General features: G+C 61.4%; 23 protein-coding genes. 13 read left to right on the forward strand and 10 right to left on the reverse strand.

Annotated elements, in window-relative coordinates:
• On the forward strand, positions 1 to 774 hold a 774-nt coding region (locus tag AO692_RS13180; RefSeq protein WP_152979828.1), incomplete at its 5' end, for a glycosyltransferase family 2 protein.
• Here AO692_RS13180 and AO692_RS13185 read toward each other — a convergent pair.
• The 3 genes from AO692_RS13185 to rfaE1 form a co-directional block, all read right to left on the reverse strand.
• Entirely contained in the window at positions 758 to 1,267 is a 510-nt protein-coding gene (locus AO692_RS13185; protein ID WP_054310515.1) for an HAD family hydrolase, read from the reverse strand. The genes AO692_RS13180 and AO692_RS13185 overlap by 17 nt on opposite strands.
• Positions 1,268 to 1,359: 92 nt before the next feature.
• Positions 1,360 to 1,941: an SIS domain-containing protein gene (locus tag AO692_RS13190; RefSeq protein WP_054310516.1), complete on the reverse strand. Its 582-nt coding sequence runs from the start codon at positions 1,939 to 1,941 to the stop codon at positions 1,360 to 1,362.
• A gap of 6 nt (positions 1,942 to 1,947) precedes the next feature.
• Positions 1,948 to 3,435, reverse strand: a complete 1,488-nt coding sequence (rfaE1, locus tag AO692_RS13195) for a D-glycero-beta-D-manno-heptose-7-phosphate kinase (RefSeq protein WP_054310606.1) — start codon at positions 3,433 to 3,435, stop codon at positions 1,948 to 1,950.
• A gap of 137 nt (positions 3,436 to 3,572) precedes the next feature.
• Here rfaE1 and rfaD point away from each other — a divergent pair, with 137 nt between their 5' ends.
• Genes rfaD through waaC form a run of 3 tightly spaced genes read left to right on the forward strand, consistent with a single transcriptional unit; the run spans position 3,573 to position 6,462 of the window.
• Positions 3,573 to 4,520, forward strand: coding sequence for an ADP-glyceromanno-heptose 6-epimerase (gene rfaD, locus AO692_RS13200; RefSeq protein WP_054310517.1), 948 nt, complete (start codon positions 3,573 to 3,575; stop codon positions 4,518 to 4,520).
• Entirely contained in the window at positions 4,493 to 5,500 is a 1,008-nt protein-coding gene (waaF, locus tag AO692_RS13205) for a lipopolysaccharide heptosyltransferase II (RefSeq protein ID WP_054310518.1), read from the forward strand. Before rfaD ends, waaF begins: the two co-directional genes overlap by 28 nt.
• Entirely contained in the window at positions 5,497 to 6,462 is a 966-nt protein-coding gene (waaC, locus tag AO692_RS13210; RefSeq protein WP_054310519.1) for a lipopolysaccharide heptosyltransferase I, read from the forward strand. The genes waaF and waaC overlap by 4 nt, the downstream gene beginning before the upstream one ends.
• Positions 6,463 to 6,528: 66 nt before the next feature.
• On the opposite strand, the gene greA is transcribed toward waaC, so the two are convergent.
• The 3 genes from greA to AO692_RS13225 form a co-directional block, all read right to left on the reverse strand.
• On the reverse strand, positions 6,529 to 7,002 hold the full coding sequence (greA, locus tag AO692_RS13215) for a transcription elongation factor GreA (protein ID WP_054310607.1): 474 nt from the start codon (positions 7,000 to 7,002) through the stop codon (positions 6,529 to 6,531).
• A gap of 257 nt (positions 7,003 to 7,259) precedes the next feature.
• Complete coding sequence (locus tag AO692_RS13220) at positions 7,260 to 7,805, reverse strand: tetratricopeptide repeat protein (protein WP_054310520.1); 546 nt, start codon at positions 7,803 to 7,805, stop codon at positions 7,260 to 7,262.
• 74 nt (positions 7,806 to 7,879) lie between these two features.
• Complete coding sequence (locus tag AO692_RS13225; protein WP_054310521.1) at positions 7,880 to 8,230, reverse strand: DMT family protein; 351 nt, start codon at positions 8,228 to 8,230, stop codon at positions 7,880 to 7,882.
• Positions 8,231 to 8,554: 324 nt separating this feature from the next.
• Here AO692_RS13225 and AO692_RS13230 point away from each other — a divergent pair, with 324 nt between their 5' ends.
• From AO692_RS13230 to AO692_RS13240, 3 genes are all read left to right on the forward strand, one after another.
• Positions 8,555 to 9,316, forward strand: coding sequence for an extensin family protein (locus AO692_RS13230; RefSeq protein ID WP_244483352.1), 762 nt, complete (start codon positions 8,555 to 8,557; stop codon positions 9,314 to 9,316).
• 165 nt (positions 9,317 to 9,481) lie between these two features.
• Positions 9,482 to 10,255 (forward strand): extensin family protein, encoded by a 774-nt coding sequence (locus AO692_RS13235; protein ID WP_244483353.1) that lies wholly within the window; start codon positions 9,482 to 9,484, stop codon positions 10,253 to 10,255.
• 136 nt (positions 10,256 to 10,391) lie between these two features.
• Positions 10,392 to 11,702 carry a hemolysin family protein gene (locus AO692_RS13240; protein WP_054310524.1) on the forward strand — a complete coding sequence of 437 codons (1,311 nt, stop codon included), beginning with the start codon at positions 10,392 to 10,394 and terminating at the stop codon, positions 11,700 to 11,702.
• Between the two features lie 55 nt (positions 11,703 to 11,757).
• On the opposite strand, the gene AO692_RS13245 is transcribed toward AO692_RS13240, so the two are convergent.
• A complete protein-coding gene (locus tag AO692_RS13245; protein ID WP_054310525.1) occupies positions 11,758 to 12,360 on the reverse strand; it encodes an NAD(P)H-dependent oxidoreductase in 603 nt (200 codons plus the stop codon).
• A gap of 92 nt (positions 12,361 to 12,452) precedes the next feature.
• Here AO692_RS13245 and AO692_RS13250 point away from each other — a divergent pair, with 92 nt between their 5' ends.
• Positions 12,453 to 12,827 (forward strand): helix-turn-helix domain-containing protein, encoded by a 375-nt coding sequence (locus AO692_RS13250; RefSeq protein WP_054310526.1) that lies wholly within the window; start codon positions 12,453 to 12,455, stop codon positions 12,825 to 12,827.
• A gap of 9 nt (positions 12,828 to 12,836) precedes the next feature.
• Here the strand turns inward: AO692_RS13250 and AO692_RS13255 are convergent, their stop codons facing one another.
• A complete protein-coding gene (locus tag AO692_RS13255) occupies positions 12,837 to 13,229 on the reverse strand; it encodes an acyl-CoA thioesterase (RefSeq protein ID WP_054310527.1) in 393 nt (130 codons plus the stop codon).
• A 264-nt stretch (positions 13,230 to 13,493) separates the two neighbouring features.
• On the opposite strand from AO692_RS13255, the gene AO692_RS13260 reads away from it, so the two are divergent.
• Positions 13,494 to 15,110 carry a GMC family oxidoreductase N-terminal domain-containing protein gene (locus AO692_RS13260; protein WP_054310608.1) on the forward strand — a complete coding sequence of 539 codons (1,617 nt, stop codon included), beginning with the start codon at positions 13,494 to 13,496 and terminating at the stop codon, positions 15,108 to 15,110.
• Positions 15,107 to 16,318, forward strand: a complete 1,212-nt coding sequence (locus AO692_RS13265) for a mandelate racemase/muconate lactonizing enzyme family protein (RefSeq protein WP_054310528.1) — start codon at positions 15,107 to 15,109, stop codon at positions 16,316 to 16,318. Before AO692_RS13260 ends, AO692_RS13265 begins: the two co-directional genes overlap by 4 nt.
• A gap of 66 nt (positions 16,319 to 16,384) precedes the next feature.
• Here AO692_RS13265 and AO692_RS13270 read toward each other — a convergent pair whose 3' ends face one another.
• The gene (locus AO692_RS13270; protein ID WP_054310529.1) at positions 16,385 to 17,323 is read right to left on the reverse strand and encodes a diacylglycerol kinase family protein; all 939 of its coding nucleotides are present in this window, start codon (positions 17,321 to 17,323) and stop codon (positions 16,385 to 16,387) included.
• A 727-nt stretch (positions 17,324 to 18,050) separates the two neighbouring features.
• Here AO692_RS13270 and AO692_RS13275 point away from each other — a divergent pair.
• The 3 genes from AO692_RS13275 to AO692_RS13285 all read left to right on the forward strand — a co-directional run bounded on the left by AO692_RS13275 (position 18,051) and on the right by AO692_RS13285 (position 20,204).
• Positions 18,051 to 18,485 (forward strand): hypothetical protein, encoded by a 435-nt coding sequence (locus AO692_RS13275; RefSeq protein WP_054310530.1) that lies wholly within the window; start codon positions 18,051 to 18,053, stop codon positions 18,483 to 18,485.
• A 10-nt stretch (positions 18,486 to 18,495) separates the two neighbouring features.
• Complete coding sequence (locus AO692_RS13280; protein WP_244483354.1) at positions 18,496 to 19,620, forward strand: hypothetical protein; 1,125 nt, start codon at positions 18,496 to 18,498, stop codon at positions 19,618 to 19,620.
• Positions 19,621 to 19,712: 92 nt separating this feature from the next.
• A complete protein-coding gene (locus tag AO692_RS13285; RefSeq protein WP_054310532.1) occupies positions 19,713 to 20,204 on the forward strand; it encodes a hypothetical protein in 492 nt (163 codons plus the stop codon).
• 5 nt (positions 20,205 to 20,209) lie between these two features.
• Here the strand turns inward: AO692_RS13285 and AO692_RS13290 are convergent, their stop codons facing one another.
• Positions 20,210 to 20,839, reverse strand: coding sequence for a hypothetical protein (locus AO692_RS13290; RefSeq protein ID WP_054310533.1), 630 nt, complete (start codon positions 20,837 to 20,839; stop codon positions 20,210 to 20,212).
• Positions 20,840 to 20,856: the final 17 nt, after the last annotated feature.

Below are 20,856 nucleotides of genomic sequence, written 5' to 3' on the forward strand. Positions count from 1 at the left end.
AACGAAGTCGACATGATTGCCGACTGCCTGCGGAGCGTCGACTTCTGTGCCGAGATCGTGGTGGTGGATTCTGGTTCGACCGACGGCACGCTGGAATGCATCGCGGACTACGTCGCGAAAGGCTATCCGATCCGCCTGTTCCACAACGACTGGCCGGGCTTCGCCAGGCAGCGGCTTTTTGCGCTACAACAGGCCACGCAGCCTTGGTGCTTGTGCATCGAGGCAGATGAGCGCGCCGACGCTGAGCTGAGGCAATCCATCATCGAAATTACAAGTTCGGGCAGAAACAATACCGATGGTTGGTTCGTCCGCCGTCGCGACTACCTGAAAGGTTACGGCTACGCCCACCGCTGGGTGGCACACAATCGCATCTTCCGCTTCTTTCGCCGCGACAAGGCGACAATGGACATTGCTCAACGCGTCCACGAGTCCTTCAGAGTGCCTGGCCGCACCGCTCTGATCGAAAAGGGGATGCTGCTGCACCGGCGCGCGACCTCGCTGACCGAGGATCTGAAGCGCACGAACTCCTATTCGTCGCTCAAGGTCGAAGCTCAGGTCGAGCAGGGCGACAAGCCCAGCATGTCGCGGCTGGTCTTCTCGCCCTGGATCAATTTCCTGAAATTCTATGTCGGCAAGCGCTACTTCCTGTGCGGCCGCTACGGCTACGTCCATTCGGCGATGGTTTTTCTCTATTCCTACGTCACCGAAGCGAAGCTGTTCGAGGCCCGTGACGAACGCCGCGCGGACAAGAGCGCGGTCAAGGCCGGCAAGTAGCCCGGATTTCGGCAATCGCTGCTTGCTCGGCTGCAGCATGCGCCTTCCCGACCAGGAACAACCGCGACAACCCTGCCCGACGGCCGGCTTCGATATCGGCATCTTTGTCGCCGACCATGATTGATGCGCCAAGATCGGCGCTCAGCAACTCAGCCGCCATCAAAAGCATGCCGGGATTGGGCTTACGCATCGGATGGTCGTCCGCCCCAAGGGCGCCTTCTCCCGCCTCGTGATAGGCGCAGGCCAGAACGAGATCGACAAAACAGTCTCTCTCGCCCAAGAGCTCCAGCACCCGGCCGTTGACGGCGCCAAACGCCTCCCAGCCGAAATAGCCGCGCGCGATACCCGATTGATTGGTGACGACCACCACTGGCCAGCCGGTTCGATTGGCCGCCTGAATGACCGGAAGGATTTCAGTGCGCAGCACCACTTGCCGCGGATCGCTCGGATAGCCGGTATCGACGTTGATGGTGCCGTCCCGGTCGAGGAACAATGCCCGGCATCCATCTGGAAAGGCCCTGTTGCCGACCCGCTCCAGCCAGAACCCTGGCTCTATGAGTGGGTATGAGGCCGGTGCCCCTGCCATCAGGCGGCGGGACCGTTGCTCAGGCGGCTTTCCACCTCTTCGCAAAGATAGTGATAGAGGCAGATATGGCCCTGCTGGATGATCGGCGTCGAACTCGAAGGCACGTTGAGCAGGATATCGCACAGCGGCTTCAGCTTGCCGCCGGTGTCGCCCGTCATGCCGATCACCGTCATGCCCATGGCGCGTGCCTGTTCCGCAGCCGCCAGGATGGAAGGCGAATTGCCGCTGGTCGAGATCGCCAGCAGCACCGCGCCCTCCGCGCCATGCGCTTCCACCTGCCGCGAGTAAACCGTGTCGAAACCGTAATCGTTGCCCCAGGCCGTCAGCACGGCTGCATTGGCTGGCAGCGCGATGACATTGTAGGCCTTGCGTTCCTTCAGGAAGCGCCCGACCAGTTCGCCGGCGATATGGATCGCGTCACTCGCCGAGCCGCCATTGCCGCAGATGAGCAAAGCCTTGCCTGCGGACAATGCCCCCACAACCGTGTCGGTCGCGCGCTGCATTTCACCGGAAAGATCGCGCTCGATCATGGCTGTGATCGCGGCGGCGGAGCGGACGAGATAGTCGTTCAGATTGGACATGGAGCTTCAGGTTCCGCTGCGGGCGCGCAATTTGGTTATGGTACCGGTGGTGCTTTTTCCAGCGACGAGATCGACCAGGACAACGCGGCCGCCGGCCTTCTGCACTACGTCGGCGCCCACCACCTGATCGACAGTATAATCCGCGCCCTTGACCAGAATGTGGGGCTGCAGTGCCTCGATCAGTTTCAACGGTGTATCTTCCTCGAACACAACGACGGCATCGATGGAGGCAAGTGCGGCAAGCACGCAGGCGCGGTCGTGCTGGTCGTTCACCGGCCGGTCGGGTCCCTTCAGGCGCCGTACCGAGGCATCGCTGTTCAATCCCAGCACCAGCCGGTCGCATTGGCTGCGCGCGGCATTGAGCAGGCTGACATGGCCGGCATGCAGAATGTCGAAGCAGCCATTTGTGAACCCGACCGTCAGACCTTCTTGCTTCCAGGTCGTCACCAGACGCTGCGCAGTTGCCGTGTCGAGGATCGCATCCTTGTGGACAGCGCCGTGCGAGCGGAACAGCGCTCCGGTCAGTTCATCGGCCGTAAGCCGTGCGGTGCCGCGCTTCCCGACCACCACTCCACCTGCGGCATTGGCGATGGCTGCGGCGGCAGCGCGGTCGGCACCTGCCGCCAATGCGAGGGCAAACGAGGCAATCACCGTGTCGCCGGCGCCGGAAACATCGAACACTTCGCGCGCCTGGGTCGCGATATGGCGTGCCGATTGCGCATCGACCACGCTCATGCCTTTTTCGCTGCGGGTCGCCACGACGAAATCGAAACCGTTTGCCGCGATCAGTTCGCGCGCGGCAGCAACGATGTCGTCATCGGCGAAGACAGAACGGCCCACGGCCTCGCCAAGTTCCTTGCGGTTGGGCGTTACTGCGGTGGCACCGTGGTAGCGTGCATAATCCCGCCCCTTCGGATCGACGAGAACCGGCTTGCCTGCCTCACGGCAGATCGCGATCAATTCCGCCGCGACACCATCAAGCAGTGTGCCTTTGCCGTAGTCGGACAAAATGACGATATCGGCTCCAGCGAGCGCTGTCCGGAAATCCGCAAGCAGTTTTGCCCGCTCCACCGCGTCGAGCGCGCGAACATCCTCCTCATCGAACCGCAGTACCTGCTGGTTAAGCGCACTGAAGCGTGACTTCGAAGACGTCATGCGATCACGCGTCTGCCGGATCCCGCCCGTATCGACGCCCAGTTCGGCGAACATGCGCATGACATTGCGGCCGGCAGCATCGTCGCCGAGCGCCGAGACGGGAATTGCCTTGCCACCCAACGAGACGATGTTTGAAACGACATTGCCGGCGCCGCCGACCGCCAGCGTTTCGCCACGACCATGCAGGACCGGGATCGGCGCTTCCGGCGAGATGCGTTCGATGACGCCGCTGACGAAGCGGTCGAGGATCAGATCGCCGACCACCAGCACGGTGACATCGGCGAACCGGGCGATCGCGCGATGAAGAATTTCGGGAGAAGACAGGTGCAACTCGCTCATGCGCAAGCGGATATACCGCAAATCTGGGCAGTGCAACTGCGGCAGTGCTGCCGGCCTGTCGTAGCAAGCACCCTTGTCGACACGCTCCCTCACCTCTCCTATAAGGACCGCGATCCGCTCAACAATTCGAGGTCCCGATGATCATCGTTACCGGCGGCGCCGGCATGATCGGCTCCAACATCGTTGCCGCACTCAACGCGGAAGGCCACGACGACATCCTCGTGGTCGACGACCTGACCGATGGCCACAAGATCGTCAACCTGGCCGATCTCCGGATCGCCGACTATCTCGACAAGGATGAGTTTCCAGCGCTGTTCGAGACCGGCAAGCTCGGCCGGATCGAGGCGGTTTACCATCAGGGTGCCTGCTCGACGACCACCGAGTGGAACGGCAAGTTCATGATGGAGGTGAATTTTTCCTACTCGAAGCGCCTGCTGCATGCCTCCCTGGAACAGCGCGTGCCCTTCCTCTACGCATCCTCGGCTTCGGTCTATGGCGGCGGTTCCATATTCCAGGAAGAGCAGGACTTCGAGCGGCCGCTCAACGTTTACGCCTGGTCGAAAAAGCTCTTCGACGACTATGTCCGCCGCGTGGTCGGCCCAGGTCATTCGCAGGTTGCCGGCCTGCGCTATTTCAACGTTTATGGCCCGCGCGAGCAGCACAAGGGCACCATGGCTTCGGTGGCCTTTCATCTGTTCAACCAGGTTGGACGCGGCGAGAACCCGAAACTCTTCGGTGCCTATGATGGCTTCGGCCCAGGCGAACAGAGCCGCGACTTCATCCATGTCGGTGATGTCGCCGACGTCAATCTCTGGCTTTGGAAGCGCGGCGCCAGCGGCATCTTCAACTGCGGCACGGGCCGCGCACAGCCATTCCGCACCATCGCCGAAACGGTCATCGCCTCGCTCGGCAAGGGCAGCATCGAATATGTCGACTTCCCTGATCACCTGAAGGGCAGCTACCAGAGTTTCACCCAAGCTGATATGTCCCGCCTGCGTGCTGCCGGCTACAACGGCCAGTTCCGCGACGTGGAAACCGGCGTGAAAGACTATGTCGAATGGCTGAAAGCCCGACGATCCTCGTGATCGGTCCCCGCTGGGTGGGCGACATGGTCATGGCGCAATGCCTGTTTTCGGCATTGAAGCAGCTCTATCCGAACGCCGGCATCGACGTCATGGCTCCGGCATGGGCTGCCCCTCTTGTGGGGCGCATGCCGGAGGTTCGCCAGCAGATCGAAATGCCGGTGCCATCGGGAAAATTGGAACTCGGCGTGCGCCGCAGGTACGGCCGCATGCTCAAGGGCCGTTATGACATGGCCTATGTGTTGCCGGGCAGCCTGAAATCGGCGCTGATACCGTTCTTTGCCCTGATTCCCAAACGCGTCGGCCATCTGCGCGAGATGCGCTACGGCCTGCTCACCGACATCGTGGCGCAACCCAAGAAGGAGAAGCGCCGGACCGCATACGGTTTCTTTTCATTGGCCCGCGGCGGCAAGTTTCAGGCTCCGAAGCTGACCGTCGATGCAGCCAACCAGGCTGCACTGCTCGAACACAACGATCTCCAGGCCGGCAAATTCGTGGCGATGATGCCCGGCGCCGAGTTTGGCCCAGCCAAGCGCTGGCCGAGCGCATCCTATGCCGGCTTTGCCCGCGCCATGATGGCGAGGGGTTTCAAGGTCGCGCTCTTCGGCTCGAAGAATGACAGCGCCGTCACCGCAGAAATCGCGACACTGGCACCCGGCTGTGTCGACCTTGCCGGCAGGACACGCCTGGAAGACGCCATCGATCTCATCGCCGCGGCCAAACTGGCGGTTTCCAACGACAGCGGCCTGATGCATGTCGCCGCGGCCGTTGGCACCCCCATCGTCGCCGTCTATGGCTCGACGTCGCCGGAAAACACGCCGCCGCTCGCCGAAAGGCGGGAACTGGTATGGCTGCAGCTTTCCTGCTCGCCCTGCCACAAGAAAGTCTGTCCGCTCGGCCACATGAACTGTCTCAACACGCTGGGTGTCGAGCCGGTCGTCGTGGCCGCCGACCGCCTGCTCGAACAGCCGACCGCCGCATGAAGGTGCTGATCGTCAAGACCTCGTCGATGGGCGATGTCATCCACACTTTCCCCGCTGTTCAGGATGCTTTGCGCGCGCGACCGAACATCAGCTTCGACTGGTGCGTGGAAGAACCTTTCGCCAGCATCGTGGCACTGCATCCGGCAATCGGCACGATCCACAAGGTCGCGCTGCGCCGCTGGCGCAAGCAGCTTGCCTCGCCGGCCACCTGGCGGGAGGGAAGTGCCCTGCGCAATACCTTGCGCGCCGGTCATTACGACCTGGTGCTTGACGCGCAAGGCTTGATGAAATCGGCCTTGGTCGCCAAGCTTGCCGGCGCGCCGGTCGCCGGCTTTGACAAGGCCAGCGCTAGAGAACCGGCCGCCACCGTCTTTTACGATCAGCGTTACGGCGTCCCACGCGATCTGCATGCCATCGAACGCACGCGACGCCTGTTCGCGTTGGCTCTCGGCTACGAGCCGGATCTGTCGACACTTGATTCCGGTATCGCCGTTCCGTCCGGCAACTCGCCGGTTCCGACAGGACAGGTCACGACTTTACTGCATGGCACCAGTCGCGAGGACAAGAAGTGGCCGGTTCAGGAATGGATCGAAACCGCCAGGCTGCTTGTCGCGCAAGGGTTTACGCCGGTCACGACCTGGTCGAACGACAAGGAGCGGGCTGTAGCCGAAGCGATAGGCCAGGCTGTGCCTGCAACGCTGGTGGTGCCGAAGTCACCGCTATCGGAAGTGGCCAGCCTGATCGGTCACTCGACGCTCGTCATCGGCGCCGATACCGGGCTCACCCATCTGGCCGCTGCATTCGGCCTGCCCACCGTCGCCATTTTTCTGACGACGGAACCGGGCCTCACCGGACCGCAGGGGCAATATGCCTCGACGCTGGTCGCTCATGGCGAGCAGCCTGTAACACCACAGGCCGCGGTCACAGAGGCGATGACTTTGCTGAACGTCAAGGGCCGATAGTTATCGGGTACCGGGGGCGCAGCAGGCCGCTCTTCGCGGGCGGCCTGGCCCCGGTATAGCCAAGTCCTAGACGAACTGAACCTTGACGATCTCGTAGCCGCGGGCCCCGCCAGGCGCGTTGACCTCGATGGCATCGCCGACACCCTTCCCGATGAGCGCGCGCGCGATCGGCGAAGAGATCGAAATGCGGCCAGCCTTCACGTCGGCCTCCTGATCGCCGACGATCTGGTAGGTCTTTTTTTCTTCGGTATCCTCGTCAACCAGGACGACGGTGGCGCCGAACTTGATGGTGTTGCCGGAAAGCTTGGAAACATCAATGATCTCGGCACGTGCCACCAGATCCTCGAGTTCACTGATACGGCCTTCATTGAGGCTCTGCTGTTCCTTGGCGGCGTGATATTCGGCGTTTTCCGAAAGGTCGCCATGCGAACGTGCCTCGGAGATCGCTTCGATGATACGCGGCCGCTCTTCCTGCTGGCGCCAGCGCAGCTCTTCCTTGAGAGTCTCGAAACCTCCGCCTGTCATCGGCACTTTGTTCATCATCTCACCTTTTCTGCCGGCCCCTGAAGCGGGACCAACCCTATCGCTGGGTACAAAAAGAAAACGGCCCGGCAGCTTCTGACTGACGGAACCGTCTCACCTCAGATTCCTGTAATATAGCAAGCTCCAGCCGATTTTCACCTCAAAAAAGCGGCTTGATTGCTCTCGCATCGGCAGGCTCCGCCGACCGCGGCGTTTGGCCCCGTTCCCCTGTTACGCGCGCCACGTTCATTGTCAGCCGGCTGCGCCGAAAAGCGTCAGCTTCGGTCGTAATGATCGATCTGTTCGGACAGCATGCCGTATTCGCGCGACTGTTTGCCGGTCCGTTTTTCGATCTCGCCAAGCTGCTCGCGCGCGCCGGCGATATCCCCCATCTGCAGGCGCGCTTCGCCCAGATATTCGCGCACCAGAGTGTAGTCCGGGTTCTGGCGCAGCGCTTCCTCGTAGTAGCCGAGGCCGACCACGATGCGACCGGACTTGCGATGCGAATAGCCGAGATAGTTGAGGATGCGCGGATCTTTCTTGTTTGCCGCCAGCGTCAGCACCGCGATGGCTTCGTCATAGCGCCCGGCCATGGCCAGGTCGTGACCCGCCTCGTAGATGTTGTCGTCGTCCAGCATGCCTTGCTTGGGCGGCGCGCATTTCTTGGACTTGCTGTCGTAGACCTCGCCCTTCTTGCATTTGGTGACGGTCGGGCTGGGCGTATTGCCTCCTCCGCCTTCTCCCGCAGCCTGAACTTGCGCGGTAACGAACGGTATGACGACAAGTGCTGCCGCAGTATGGATCAGAAGTCGCTTATGCATCGGGAACTCCTCCTGGCTTATCGATGACAGGATAACGCCAGACGAGTTCGATTTCATCCCGCGACACTCGCGGTCTAGCCCTTGAAGATGAAGGCGGCGCCGCCGGCAATCAGCGCGAACCCGATGGCGTGGTTCCAGGTCAGCGTCTCCTTGAGATACAGCACGGAGAACACCGCAAAAACGGTCAGCGTGATGACCTCCTGGATCGTCTTCAATTCCGCAGCCGAATAGACCTGGTTGCCGATGCGGTTCGCCGGCACTGCCAGCCAATATTCGAAAAAGGCGATCAGCCAGCTGCCGATGACGGCGATCCAGATCGGCGAACTCTTGAATTTGAGATGCCCGTACCAGGCGAAGGTCATGAAGACATTCGAGGCGACGAGCATGAGGATCGGCAGGATGCGAGGCGAGAGAATCAGCGACATCGGGAAAATCCGGAGGAAGGAGGGATGCCCATTTCAGGCCGCGGGCTTTGCCAGTCAACTGCCTTTGCAGGGTACCCTAGCGAGCCTTCTGCAACAGCGCCGTAACCCATTGTGAACGAAGAGTTCTCCGCATTTGCGCAACCAATTTGCACCACCGCCGTTTGCCGCTCCATGACGCTGTTCAAACGGTCGCTGGCGGCAATCGGATTTACGCTACTGGGTGCCGTCGCATCGTTTGAAGGCGGCTCTGCCTGGGCAAAATCACCAGATCTGCCCGCGACGGCGCCGGTTCCCGAACCTAATCGCCGCGACCTGGGCGAAATCGTGTCCAAGCCTGAAGACCCTGCGCCCTCCAGCGTGCCACTGCCGCAGACGCGCCCCGATGACACGCCGCAGAACAATACGGCGCCCGACAACACGACGAAGGAGCAGGATGGCCGTAAGCCATTCCAGGGCCCCGAACTGCCACCGGATTGGCAAAAGCCCGCTGTGGTCAAGCCGGTGCCCGATCCCCGCTCCGAAATCGTCCCTGCTGAAAAGAAGCCGGCCGAGGAAATGGCATGTCGCGAGCGGTTGAAAGCGCTTGGTGCCGAATTCGAGGATACCGAAGCCAGGCACGATACCGCACTCGGTTGCTCCCTGCCCTATCCGCTGCGGCTCAAGACGCTGGGAACGTCTGTTGAAATCACGCCCGACGCCGAGCTTGACTGTGCCATGGCCGAGACCATCGCCCGCTTCGTCAAAGACACAATTGTTCCGGCTGCAAAAGCCGAACTCGGCCAGGAATTGAAATCGATCTCGCAGGCATCCGGTTACGTATGCCGTCCCCGCAACGGCAGCTCCAAGCTTTCCGAGCACGCCTTTGGCAATGCTTTGGATATTGCTGCCTTTGCGCTCGTGGACGGTACCACCATTCAGGTTGGCAAGACCTCATCCTCGGCCCAGGCAAAGCTGATCGACCGAATCCGCAAGGCGGCCTGCGGACCGTTCAAGACGGTGCTTGGCCCTGGCAGCGATGCCGATCATGCCCTTCACCTGCATCTCGACCTCGCACCGCGCCGAAATGGCGGCACCTTCTGCCAATAGCGCCTTCCGCTGCCCCATTTCCACCACAGCTGTAAACCGCGCCGCTGAGCTTTCCTTTACCCTTGAGGCGTAAAACACCCTTGGCTCAAGGGGACTGCCCGAGGGACGCGAAGAAGGATGGCCGGAGAAATTCACGCGAGACGACCCAGGCGCGAACCATGGGCCGTGACAAGGCGGCTTGCCGCGTTGTGCGTGCTGGCGACAGCCGCCGCCTGCACGACTGGCGACGTCTTCGAACTGAAGCCAGCAGTCGATGTCGGCTCGACAACCTCTGCGGTACCGAAGATGACGCCTGCCGCACCGGAATTGTCTGGCATGCAAACCCTGGTGCCGTCGGACCCATACATGACGGCGGCCTATCCGCGCATGGACGAACCGATGTCCCCCGTGGAACAGTTGTCCTCGGAAGAGATCGACTGCCGCAACGAACTGAAGCGCCTCGACGTCGCTTACACTGACCTCTCCCCGATCCGTGAAGGACAGTGCGGCATCGAGCACCCGGTTAAGGTCACCGCCATCGGCAATGTCCAGATGAAGCCGGCGGCAACGCTCACCTGCAACATGGCCGCGACCTTTGCATCCTGGACCAAGCGCGAACTCGTCCCGACCGCGCGCTGGCGCTATTTTTCCGGCGTGAAGACCATCCACCAGGGATCGAGCTATTCCTGCCGCAAGATCGCCGGGGAAAGAGTGCTTTCAGAACATGGCAAGGGCAACGCGCTCGACGTGATGAGCATCGAGCTCAACAACGGCGATGATATCGACGTGCGCAAGCCCGGCTGGTTTGCCTTCCGCACCAGTGGCTTCCTTGATTCGGTTCGTTCCGACGGCTGCGATTATTTCACCACCGTGCTCGGCCCCGGCTACAATTACGATCACCGGAACCATTTCCATTTCGATATCAAGAACCGCAGGAATGGCTACCGCGCCTGCCGCTAGCGCATCGCGTCCACTCGGACACGCAAAGAAGCGCTCCGGCACTTTGATTTGGCGGTGCGCCTGAAGTTCAATACGTTTTGGACAAAACGCCGGCCGCCGCTTTTCGAAGTGGCAGGTGGAATGCTATTGAGCGCGCATGCTCTACGCTGAAATCGCTATCGTGGTCGCTCTCATCTGCGTGAACGGCCTTTTGGCAATGTCCGAGCTCGCCATCGTCTCTGCCCGTCCGGCAAGGCTCAAGGCGATGATCGACCGCCATGTCAGCGGCGCGGCGCGCGCGCTCGAGCTTGGTGCCAATCCAGGCAAGTTCCTGTCTTCCGTACAGATCGGGATCACACTGGTGGGCATCCTGTCCGGCGCCTTTTCGGGCGCCACGCTCGGCGAGCGGCTGGCCAGCTTCCTTGCCGATTCCGGCGTCGGCCCGCGTTTCGCCAATCCCGTCGGCGTCGGCATCGTCGTGGCAATAATCACCTATGCCTCGCTTATCGTGGGCGAGTTGGTGCCGAAGCAGATCGCGCTGCGCGATCCCGAGCGTGTGGCTGCCCGCGCAGCACCCTTCATGGCGGTGCTCGCGAAAGTCGCGGCTCCGATCGTTTTCGTCCTCGACATTTCGGGCCGCGCCGTTCTGTGGCTGCTCGGCTTCCGCGGCGAAAGCGAGGAAAAGGTCACCGACGAAGAAATCAAGATGCTGGTGGCCGAAGCCGAACATCACGGCACGATCGAGTCGGATGAACGCCGCATGATTGCCGGCGTGATGCGGCTGGGCGACCGCGCGGTGCGCGCCGTCATGACGCCGCGCACCGATGTCGACTGGATCAACCTGGAGGCCGACGACGCCACGATCCGCAAACTTTTGATGGAAACGCAGCATTCACGCCTGCCGGCGGGCGAAAGCGTCGACGCCATGGTCGGTGTGGTGCAGACAAGAGATGTTCTGGCTGCCTTGCTTGCGGGCCGTGCGCTCGATCCGCGCAAGCACGTCAAGACGGCACCCATCGTGCACGACCAGGCCGATGCACTGGACGTGCTCGCGACCTTGCGCGAATCGGAAGTGCCGATGGCCCTCGTCCATGACGAATACGGCCATTTCGAAGGCATCGTCACTCCGGCCGACATTCTGGAAGCGATCACCGGCGTATTCCGCTCCGACCTCGATGCCGGCGACGAGGAGGAAAGCGCTGTCCAGCGCGAGGACGGTTCCTGGCTTCTGGCCGGCTACATGCCCGCCGATGAGATGGCCGACCTGCTCGGTTTCGATCTGCCCGAAGATCGCGACTACGAAACCGTCGCAGGCTATCTCCTGTCGCACTTCGCCCATCTGCCCACCACCGGTGAGGCCGTCGACGCACAGGGTTGGCGCTTCGAAGTGGTCGATCTCGATGGCCGCCGCATCGACAAGGTCATTGCCACGCGCCTTGCTGGCGGACAGCACGGCGCGGCGCGATAAATCCATAAATTCGGGATGAGAAGGCAGCGGGCTGCCTTCTCAAGAGAGATCAGCCTCAGGCTGCTTCGACGTCGGCCGTCGCCAGATCGGCATCGCGAGCCGTCTTCAGGGCGTGCGTGTACCAGGAAAGCTGGTTCAACATGTCGTCTGCGGCCTGGTTGACGTGCTCGAGTTCCGACAGCTTCGTGCCGCCCTTGACGGCCATATAGTCTGCCCAAACGATATGAACGGCGGTGCGTACCGGCACCATCTGCAGCTCGATGGCATGGAGACGGAGCTGCTCAATCGCGCGCGCGCCGCCGACGCCGCCGTAGCCCACAAAGCCAACCGGCTTCTTGTTCCACTCGGTATAGGCATAGTCGAGTGCGTTCTTGAGAACCGCGCTCGGCCCGTGCGTGTACTCGCTGGCCGTGAAGATGAAAGCGTCGAATTCATCGACTTTCTTCTGCCACCGCTGCGCAACCTCGTTCTTGGATGGCGCCCACAGCGAGGACGCTGCTTCATCGAAGAACGGCATCGGATAGTCGCGCAGATCGACAAGCTCGACTTCCCATTCGCTGTGCTTGGCGGCGAGCTTGGCAATCCATTCTGCTGGCGCGTCGGCGAAGCGGGTTGCACGCGTCGAACCGATCACGACGGCGACTTTGGGTTTTGACATCGGAGGCTCCTTGTAAGGGCAAACTTGGAGTATCATTTGGATACCGACGCTATATCTGATACCGTCAACTCGCTTGGCAAGGAGGCACTTTTTTGAAACCGAGGCACCCGCATGTCACCGGCGACTGTCTGGCAGTCAGCGATATCCTGCAGCGCATCGGCGACAAATGGTCGTTGCTGGTCGTCCAGAATCTGGGCGAAGGTCCGAAACGCTTCAACGAATTGAAGCACCACATCGGCAACATTTCGCAGAAGATGCTGACCACGACGCTGCGCAGTCTCGAGCGCGATGGCTTCGTCACGCGAACGGTCTTTCCGACCATTCCGCCACGGGTCGACTATGAGCTCACCGACCTTGGCCGTGAACTGCTGATCCCGGTAAAGGGACTGGCCGAATGGGCCATCGCCAATGCAGGCCGCGTCAGCGCCGCACGCGCACGTTTCGACGGCGTCAAGGCCGCGGCCTGAGGGCCAGGATCATTCAGCAGGTATCGGCTTCGGCTTGCCTTCGCCGTCGAGCGCGACCATGACGAAGTCGGCATGCGTCACCATCTCCATCAGGTCGGAGAGATAGCGCTGCGCCCAGGCCTCGACCTTCAACGTCATCGACGTGCGGCCGACTCGTTCCACGACCGTGTAGATGCAAAGCGTGTCGCCGATCTTCATCGGCTTGGCGAAGGACATTTCCTTCACTGCCGCCGTCACCACCCTGCCCTTGGCGCGTTCGGCCGCACGGATACCACAGGCCAGGTCCATCTGCGCCATCACCCAGCCACCGAAGATGTCGCCGGCCGCATTGGCATCTGAAGGCATGGCCAGTGTCCTCAGCGTCAGGTCGCCGTTCGGTCTTCCGTCCGCGTAGTGCACCATGCAAAATCCCTCTTGCCGAATGTCATGATGCCGTAGCTGCGCGACGGGAAAGCGTCAACGCCAACAGTCATGCACATCACTCGTGCGGGAAATGAACAGCTCTGCTGCTATGGTCGTTTTTCTCACACCGCATGCCGGAAGTGCCGGTGATGGCGACGAATGCGACAGCTAGTCTGGCCAGCGCATCGGCCCGAAAATCGAAATCGATCTTCGGAAAGCACGATGCGTCGATTCAAAGTGTTGGACCGAACGCCGCCGATCACCATGCAAACCTATGATTTCATCATCGTCGGTTCCGGCTCAGCCGGCTCGGTCGTGGCGGAAAAACTCTCGGCTTCGGGACGTTTTTCCGTGCTGGTTCTGGAAGCCGGCGGCAGCGACCATCGCTTTTTCGTTCAGATGCCGCTGGGCTACGGCAAGACCTTCTTCGATCCGGCGGTGAACTGGAACTACAGGACCGAGCCAGACCCCGGCCTTGCCGGTAACGCCGATCATTGGCCGCGCGGCAAAATCATGGGTGGATCGAGTTCCATCAACGCCATGGTCTGGATCCGTGGCGCGCGCGAGGATTTCGACGCATGGGCGGCCGCCGGCAATCCTGGATGGGGTTACGACGATGTCTTGCCGCTCTTCAAGGCGATCGAAGACAATGAAGCAGGCGCGGACCAGTGGCGTGGCCGTGGCGGGCCGATCCACGTAACCGACAACCGCGCCCGTGTTCACAGACTGACGGTACGCTACCTCAAGGCTGCCGAACAGGCTGGGTTGCCCGCCAACAACGACTTCAACGGTGCCGCGCAGGAAGGCGTCGGCATCTACCAGATCACCACCAGGAACGGCCGACGCATGTCGGTCGCACGTGCCTTCCTTCGCCCCGCCATGAAACGCGCCAATGTCCGCGTGGAAATGCATGCCCTGGCAACGAAAATCCTGTTCGACGGCACCCGTGCCATCGGCGTCGAATATGTCCAGAACGGCGAAACAAAAACAGCGCGCGCCGGCAGGGAGGTGATCCTATCCGGTGGTTCGATCAACTCGCCCCAGCTTCTCCAGCTCTCGGGCATCGGCCCGGCAGAAGTGTTGTCCAGCCTTGGCATCCCCATTGTGATGGAGGCGGAGAATGTCGGTCGCAATCTCCAGGACCACCAGGGCGTCAACTACACATGGAAGGCCAAGTGGCCCACTCTCAACCAGATCCTGCGGCCATGGTGGGGTAAACTTTTGGTCGGCCTTCACTATCTCGTGCTGCGGTCGGGCCCATTGTCGATGTCGATGAACCAGGGCGGCGGTTTCTTCCGCACCGATCCCGGTCAGCCGCGCCCAAACATGCAGCTTTATTTCCAGGCCTTTTCCACAGTGCTGCCGAAACCCGGCGAGCGGCCTATCCTGTCGCCCGACCCCTGGCCCGGCTTTTCCATCGGCCTCTCCAATTGCCGGCCCTCCAGCCGCGGTGAAATCATGATCCGCTCAAAGGATCCTTTCGAATATCCGAGGATCACCCCCAATGCCTTTTCGACAAATGAGGACGTGTCGGAAATGCTCGATGCGGTGAAGTTCCTGCGCCGGATCGCAGCTCAGCCTGCGCTCGCCAGCGTTATTGCAGAAGAGGTTTTGCCAGGCCCTTCAATCACTTCCGATGCAGATCTGATTCAAGATTTCAGGAAACGGTCCGGCACGGTCTATCACCCCGTATCGACCTGCCGCATGGGCCCGGACCCTGTTCATGCAGTGGTTGACCCGCGGTTGAGGGTCCACGGCATCACCGGTCTGCGCGTCATCGACGCGTCGATCTTTCCTGACAACATCGCCGGCAACACCAACGCCGCCTCGATCATGACGGGGTGGAAGGGCGCTGAAATGGTTCTGGAGGACAATCGATGAAAATCACCGACGTAAAGACCTGGGTTGTCGGCAATCCGCCACCCGGGATCGGCGGCAAATATTTCATCTTCGTCAAGCTGACGACCGATTCCAACGTCGTCGGCTATGGCGAGGCTTACAACGCCACCTTCTCCGGGCACGTGACGGCCCGCATGATCGAAGACATGGCGGAGCGCTATCTGGTCGGTCGTGATCCGCACGATGTCGAGAGCTTTTTCCGCCGCTGCTATTCGTCCGGCTTCACCCAGCGCCCCGACGTGTCGGGCATGGGCTGTTTCTCGGCGCTCGAAATGGCTTGCTGGGACATCATCGGCAAGGAGGCCGGCAAGCCGGTCTACAAGCTGCTCGGCGGCCAGGTGCACGAAAAGCTGCGCTCCTACACCTATCTCTACCCGCACGAGGGCAGCGTCCATTCGGAGGACGCGCGCGGACGGAACGTCTACAATGATCCCGACCTCGCCGCCGAATGCGCGGCGCTCTACGTCGAGCAGGGCTTCAACGCGGTGAAGCTCGACCCCGCCGGCCCCTACACCGCCTTCGACGGGCATCAGCCGCGCCTTCTCGACATCGACCTCTCTGCCCGCATGGTCAAGGCGATCCGCGAAGCGGTCGGAACCAGGGCTGATATTCTCTTCGGCACCCACGGCCAGTTCACCGCTTCCGGCGCGCTGCGCCTGGCCCGCGCCATCGAGCCTTACGACCCGCTGTGGTTCGAAGAACCGGTGCCGCCGGATATGCCGGAAGTGATGGCGCAAGTGGCGCGCGGAACCTCCATCCCGATCGCTACCGGCGAACGCCTCACCACCAAGTTCGAATTCGCCCGCGTCATCGAGAACCGCGCCGCCACCATCCTGCAACCGGATCTCGGCCGCTCGGGCGGCATTCTCGAAACCAAGAAGATCGCGGCGATGGCCGAGGCCTATCATATCCAGATCGCGCCGCACTGCTATTGCGGGCCGATCGTGGGTGCCGCCAATATCCAGCTTGCCGCGACGCTGCCCAACTTCCTGATCCTGGAATCCCTCAAGCAATGGGACGGTTTCCACGCGACCTTGCTCAAGAAGAAGATCGAGTGGCAGGACGGCTGGGTCATTCCCTCGAAGGAGCCGGGTCTCGGCGTTGAACTCAACGAAACGGTCTGCGAGGCCCATCCCTGGGACGGCAAGCAACTCCACCTGGAGATGGCGCCGGACCCGCTGTTCCCATAGGCGCAAGCACGTCCATGCCGCAGCGAAAAACCGAACCGTTTCAGGAAATTGCTGCAATTTCCGGATTCAGCACCTGAGTTTCAGGGCACGGGGCACGATCTCGAACTCCGCCGGGATGCGGCCCGGCGCCTCGCCGTCGATATCCACCAACGCGCCGTTGTGAACCGCACCGTCTGCCGGCTCGACCAAAACCTTCCTGCCGCGCCCGATTGTGACGGCCGGGTGGTTGCGGTGCTGGCCGGTATAGAGCAAGCGGATATCCCGCATGAGCGCGATCTTGCCGGCAGCCCGCAGGATGACGATGTCGAACTGTCCGTCATCCAGTGAAGCGTCGGGCGCGATCATCATGCCGCCACCGAAGAAAGGCCCGTTGGCGACAGCAACCAAGGCGATACGACCCTCGATGGGTTCACCATCGTCGATGGTGACGACGACGTCGTCAAAGCGGTAGCTGAGGAACTCCGTGACCGTCCGCCACAAAAACAGAGCCTTTGCTGGAATGCGCCCCTTGCGCTTGTCCGCATTCACCGCGCGGTCGACATGACCCGACAGACCAAGACTGGCGATGTTGATGAAATGCCGGCTGGCCAGAGCGCCGTGATCATCGATGTAGGAAATGCGCCCGACATCCATCATTCGCACGTGAGAATCGGCGATCCGCTTGAGGATCGCGTCGACATCATCCGGCAGATTCAGCCCGCGCGCGAAATCGGTTCCGGCACCGCAGGGCAGCAAGCCCAGCGCAGTGCGATCATGCCCCTCGCGGACAGCCTGCAGCAACCCATCCGCGACCTCGCTTGCGGTGCCGGAACCACCGGCCGCTATGACGAGATCATAACCTTCAGCTGCGAATTCGATCGCCAGCCGTTCGGCATCCCCTTCCGCCAATGTCTCACGCATCTCGAAACGGCCGAGATAACGCTCGACGGTTGCCGCGACGACGGCCCAGTCGTGCTTCAGCTGGCCATCGCCGGCGACCGGATTGAGAATGATGCCGACCTTCAACCGCGTCTCCCCTTGCGGTGGTCCTATTCGTAGTGAAACGTCTCACACAAAACTCGGCAAGTGCTGGCCGGTTGCACGCAAAATATCTGGCCGAAGCAAAACCGTCCCGTTTACCCGAAAAAGTCTCTCTTACCACGCGTTATTCCCGATAACCCCGCTATTCACAGGCCGTCGGCGGTTTCGAATACGGGTGATCAGGCGTATGGTTAAATCATCTCAGGCGGCCACGGATTGAACGGTCGAAAGACAACGGCAACCACGCGGAACTCCTGAGGCCTGCACCATGCAGATCAGTAACAGGCTTGCTTGTTAAGGATCGAGAGCCGTGATGTGCGGGGCCGCGGAAAGCGTGCGAACGCCAACGGCGGACCGATGCGAGCCATGAAGGCCGGGGAAGACCTTCGATGGCACGTCGACCGAAGCCCGCAAGGGTCGAGACCGGCGTGATCCGGAATGGACGCAGCCCTCCGGGGAGGCGGACGGACGGGTCGTCAAAATCAAGGCCGGCAGGTGCAATGTCCTTCGGAAATTGCCGCCGCTGACTGGTCCTGGTCTGACAGGGAGGCGCTGGGAGAAATCCCGGCGCCAACTGTTTTTAGGCCCGCTTCACGCACATGATTTCCAGATGGCTTGCTCGCCCAACCGCGCGGTGACTGGACGAGCCATGGCTGCACACAAGAGCGGAATCGGCTATCGTCCCCTCGTCATTCGAGGAGAGGGACCTTCCATGACGCTGATCCAGAAGCTTGCCTTGGCTTATGCCGTGCTGTTCTTCGCCGTCGTGGCGATCGGCTATATTCCTGCCTTCAACGACGCCAATGGCTACCTCTTCGGCCTCTTTTCGCTGCAGTGGTACGATGATCTTCTGCACGCCTTCTCCGGCGTCTGGGCTGCGATTGCCGCCTTCATCTCGCACCGTCAGTCGGTGTTCTACTTCAAGCTGTTCGGCTCGGTTTACCTGTTCGACGGCCTCCTCGGCCTCGTCACCGGTTCCGGCTGCCTCGACGGCGGCATCTTCATCAATGGCTTCCGTTCCTTCAACGACATCGAATTCCCGGCGCGTTTCTTCGCCAACCTGCCGCATATCCTGATTGGCGGCATCGCCGTCTATATCGGCTTCCGGCTTTCCAAACGGATACACGACCACTTCGCGACAGCTTGAGCCCATGTTCATGCTGCGCTGGCTGAAACGCATCTTGAAGACGATCGTCTGGCTGGTCGTCATTATCCTGCTCATCCCGGTCCTCGGCCTCACCTATGGCTGGCTCACCACCTCAGCACTCGACATGACGCCCCTGCCTGGCGTCGCCGAAGGCGCGCCATCAAAGGAACTGGCCGACAAGATGCGCGCCGAGATTCCCGGCTACCAGCGGCCGGAAGAATCGACCTTCCTCACCTATCCGGAATGGGCAATCGTCTATGCCGCGCGCGAATATGCCGGCTATGTGAAAGACGACCAGCCGAGCGACTTCCCCTACTGGTCCTATATCGGTCGCTTCTGGCAAGATTACGCCATGGTGATCCGCGCCAGTTCAGTCTACCCGTTCAATTGGCAGAACCACCAGATGCTCGCCGTCATCGGCACCAGCCATACGATCGAACACGCGATCCAGTGGGCGTATGAGAATACGGCCGGCCGCACTACGGAAGCCATCGGCGGCCAGCGGACGGCGGTTGACGACTACCAGGCCAAGGTGGCGGCAGAATATGCCGCCTTCCTCGACCAGGTACCGTGGTACCAATTTCCCTATGCTCAAAAGCGAACGGGGTTGTTTGCCATCGAACCCGCAGCCGGCGACGGTGTGGTGCGGCCGGGCGAGCGCAAGCTCGCCTTTGGTCTCGCCGACACGATCAAGCAGGGATATGCAGACCTGATCAAGCAGGCGCTCGCCGCCACATCCGATCCCGCGCTGCTCGACATCCATGTCTGGGCCAAGGGACAGGTTGCGGAAGCAACGCGCGGCGAACCCGACACATTGCTGGAACGCGATCTCGGTGCCGACGGCGCCGTCTTCGTCACCAAACGCTACCAGGTCTTTACGGACATGATCCCGCGCCTGATCGAGAAGGGTGTTTCCTTCATCGAGATCGGCGGCAATGACGAGATCATGGCCACGGTGCTTTCCAACGATCCGGTTGCCGTTCCCGAAGGCGCGCGCGAGCTGTTCACCTATCAGCTGCCGGCCGACCCTGCCTCACGTCGCACCGGCCTTGTCATCGCCGTGCGCAAGCTGCACACGGTCGTTCCGGCCCTGGGCAAGAGCGGAGCGAAGCTGGAACACGTCTACGACTACTGATCTTTTCTGCGCCACGCTGATTTCACAATCGCAGCGAAATCCCGCCGTGTTCTCGAGCGATCTTGCCCTCGGATTTTCGAGGGGCCGAAGCCGTGATCAAGACCGCACTTGTCGCCATGACCATCGTGGGATGCGACTGCGACGCCAAGCTTTGCGAATATATCGGCGAAACGCCGGCCAAATGGTCGACCATCGCCGACTGCGAAGCAGCGATGAAAAACCAGATGCTGCACCACCGCAAGGGATTCAGCTATCCAGTGGTTTCCGGCATCTGCCGCACAGTCCAGCCGCAGACCGCGATGGCCGTTTCTACCGCTTCGCCGCAGGTTGCGCTGGCTCCGCTCAATGATGAAATCGCGGCTCTTGGCCTGCGCCGGCCGGAAATCCCGATCGGCCGGCGTCCAACGCCGGTCGTCAATGCCAGTGCCGAACCCGATGTCGACGGCGGCGACGCGATTCTCTATCGGACAGAGAGTGGCTACACACTGGTCAAGACCAGGCTGGATCGAACCTTCTCGGACACTGCCATGGTCCTGAAACGCTCTGCCGGCTGGCTTTCGGCGCAATTGCAGGGCAACTGGTAGATCGCCTACTCGTCCATACGCAGTTTCAGGCTCTGCCAGAAGCGGTCGATCATTGGCTGGTCGGCTTCGGCATTGTCATCGTCCAGGCTGGTGATCACGATCACGCCTTGGTCGGTGGTTCCGTAGCTCATCACCTCGTAGGCGACCCGGTCGATGCGGGTCTTAACGGTTGCGCTCAACCCGTTCAGCACCTTGCCGTCGGCAAGCTTTCGCGAACCCGCCTTTTGCGTGAGCTTTCCACCCGCCCGTACCGACTCCTTGGTGATCTCCTGCAACATGAGCTGGTTGAGCATCACCGGGTTCATATCGGAGTATTCCTGGACGATGACCATCGAGCCGACCGCCGAAGCCATCAGATGCTGGTCGAGCCCCTTGGAGAGGTTGGTCTTAGTCACCGTTACCCCGCTTGGGTGCACGAAGGAGAAATTGCCGCCGCTGAAGGTCGCGAATGCATTGGGTTCCAGCTTGACGCGCGCCTGTTTGCCGTTCGGCAAGGCCAGGGTGGCATCCTCGCCCGGATCGATATCGACGGAGACGCCATCGACGGTGAGTTTGTAAGCCTTGAGGTCTTCGGAAAACGCAGGCGTGCAAAAGAGCACGGCAGAAACAATCACCATCGCCGCACTATGTCGCATCTTAGCTCTCCGCTGCA

Origin of the sequence: Mesorhizobium sp. 1M-11 (genome assembly GCF_001303895.1) — a bacterium.
In the GTDB taxonomy this organism is placed as follows: Bacteria; Pseudomonadota; Alphaproteobacteria; order Rhizobiales; family Rhizobiaceae; genus Mesorhizobium.

Excerpts from the sequence above, each read along its gene's own strand:
- AO692_RS13190 (WP_054310516.1), bottom strand. The coding sequence starts at position 1,941 with ATGTCCAATCTGAACGACTATCTCGTCCGCTCCGCCGCCGCGATCACA.
- rfaE1 (WP_054310606.1), bottom strand. The coding sequence starts at position 3,435 with ATGAGCGAGTTGCACCTGTCTTCTCCCGAAATTCTTCATCGCGCGATC.
- rfaD (WP_054310517.1), top strand. The coding sequence starts at position 3,573 with ATGATCATCGTTACCGGCGGCGCCGGCATGATCGGCTCCAACATCGTT.
- waaF (WP_054310518.1), top strand. The coding sequence starts at position 4,493 with ATGGCTGAAAGCCCGACGATCCTCGTGATCGGTCCCCGCTGGGTGGGC.
- waaC (WP_054310519.1), top strand. The coding sequence starts at position 5,497 with ATGAAGGTGCTGATCGTCAAGACCTCGTCGATGGGCGATGTCATCCAC.
- greA (WP_054310607.1), bottom strand. The coding sequence starts at position 7,002 with ATGAACAAAGTGCCGATGACAGGCGGAGGTTTCGAGACTCTCAAGGAA.
- AO692_RS13220 (WP_054310520.1), bottom strand. The coding sequence starts at position 7,805 with ATGCATAAGCGACTTCTGATCCATACTGCGGCAGCACTTGTCGTCATA.
- AO692_RS13225 (WP_054310521.1), bottom strand. The coding sequence starts at position 8,230 with ATGTCGCTGATTCTCTCGCCTCGCATCCTGCCGATCCTCATGCTCGTC.
- AO692_RS13240 (WP_054310524.1), top strand. The coding sequence starts at position 10,392 with ATGCTCTACGCTGAAATCGCTATCGTGGTCGCTCTCATCTGCGTGAAC.
- AO692_RS13245 (WP_054310525.1), bottom strand. The coding sequence starts at position 12,360 with ATGTCAAAACCCAAAGTCGCCGTCGTGATCGGTTCGACGCGTGCAACC.
- AO692_RS13255 (WP_054310527.1), bottom strand. The coding sequence starts at position 13,229 with ATGGTGCACTACGCGGACGGAAGACCGAACGGCGACCTGACGCTGAGG.
- AO692_RS13260 (WP_054310608.1), top strand. The coding sequence starts at position 13,494 with ATGCAAACCTATGATTTCATCATCGTCGGTTCCGGCTCAGCCGGCTCG.
- AO692_RS13265 (WP_054310528.1), top strand. The coding sequence starts at position 15,107 with ATGAAAATCACCGACGTAAAGACCTGGGTTGTCGGCAATCCGCCACCC.
- AO692_RS13275 (WP_054310530.1), top strand. The coding sequence starts at position 18,051 with ATGACGCTGATCCAGAAGCTTGCCTTGGCTTATGCCGTGCTGTTCTTC.
- AO692_RS13280 (WP_244483354.1), top strand. The coding sequence starts at position 18,496 with ATGCTGCGCTGGCTGAAACGCATCTTGAAGACGATCGTCTGGCTGGTC.
- AO692_RS13290 (WP_054310533.1), bottom strand. The coding sequence starts at position 20,839 with ATGCGACATAGTGCGGCGATGGTGATTGTTTCTGCCGTGCTCTTTTGC.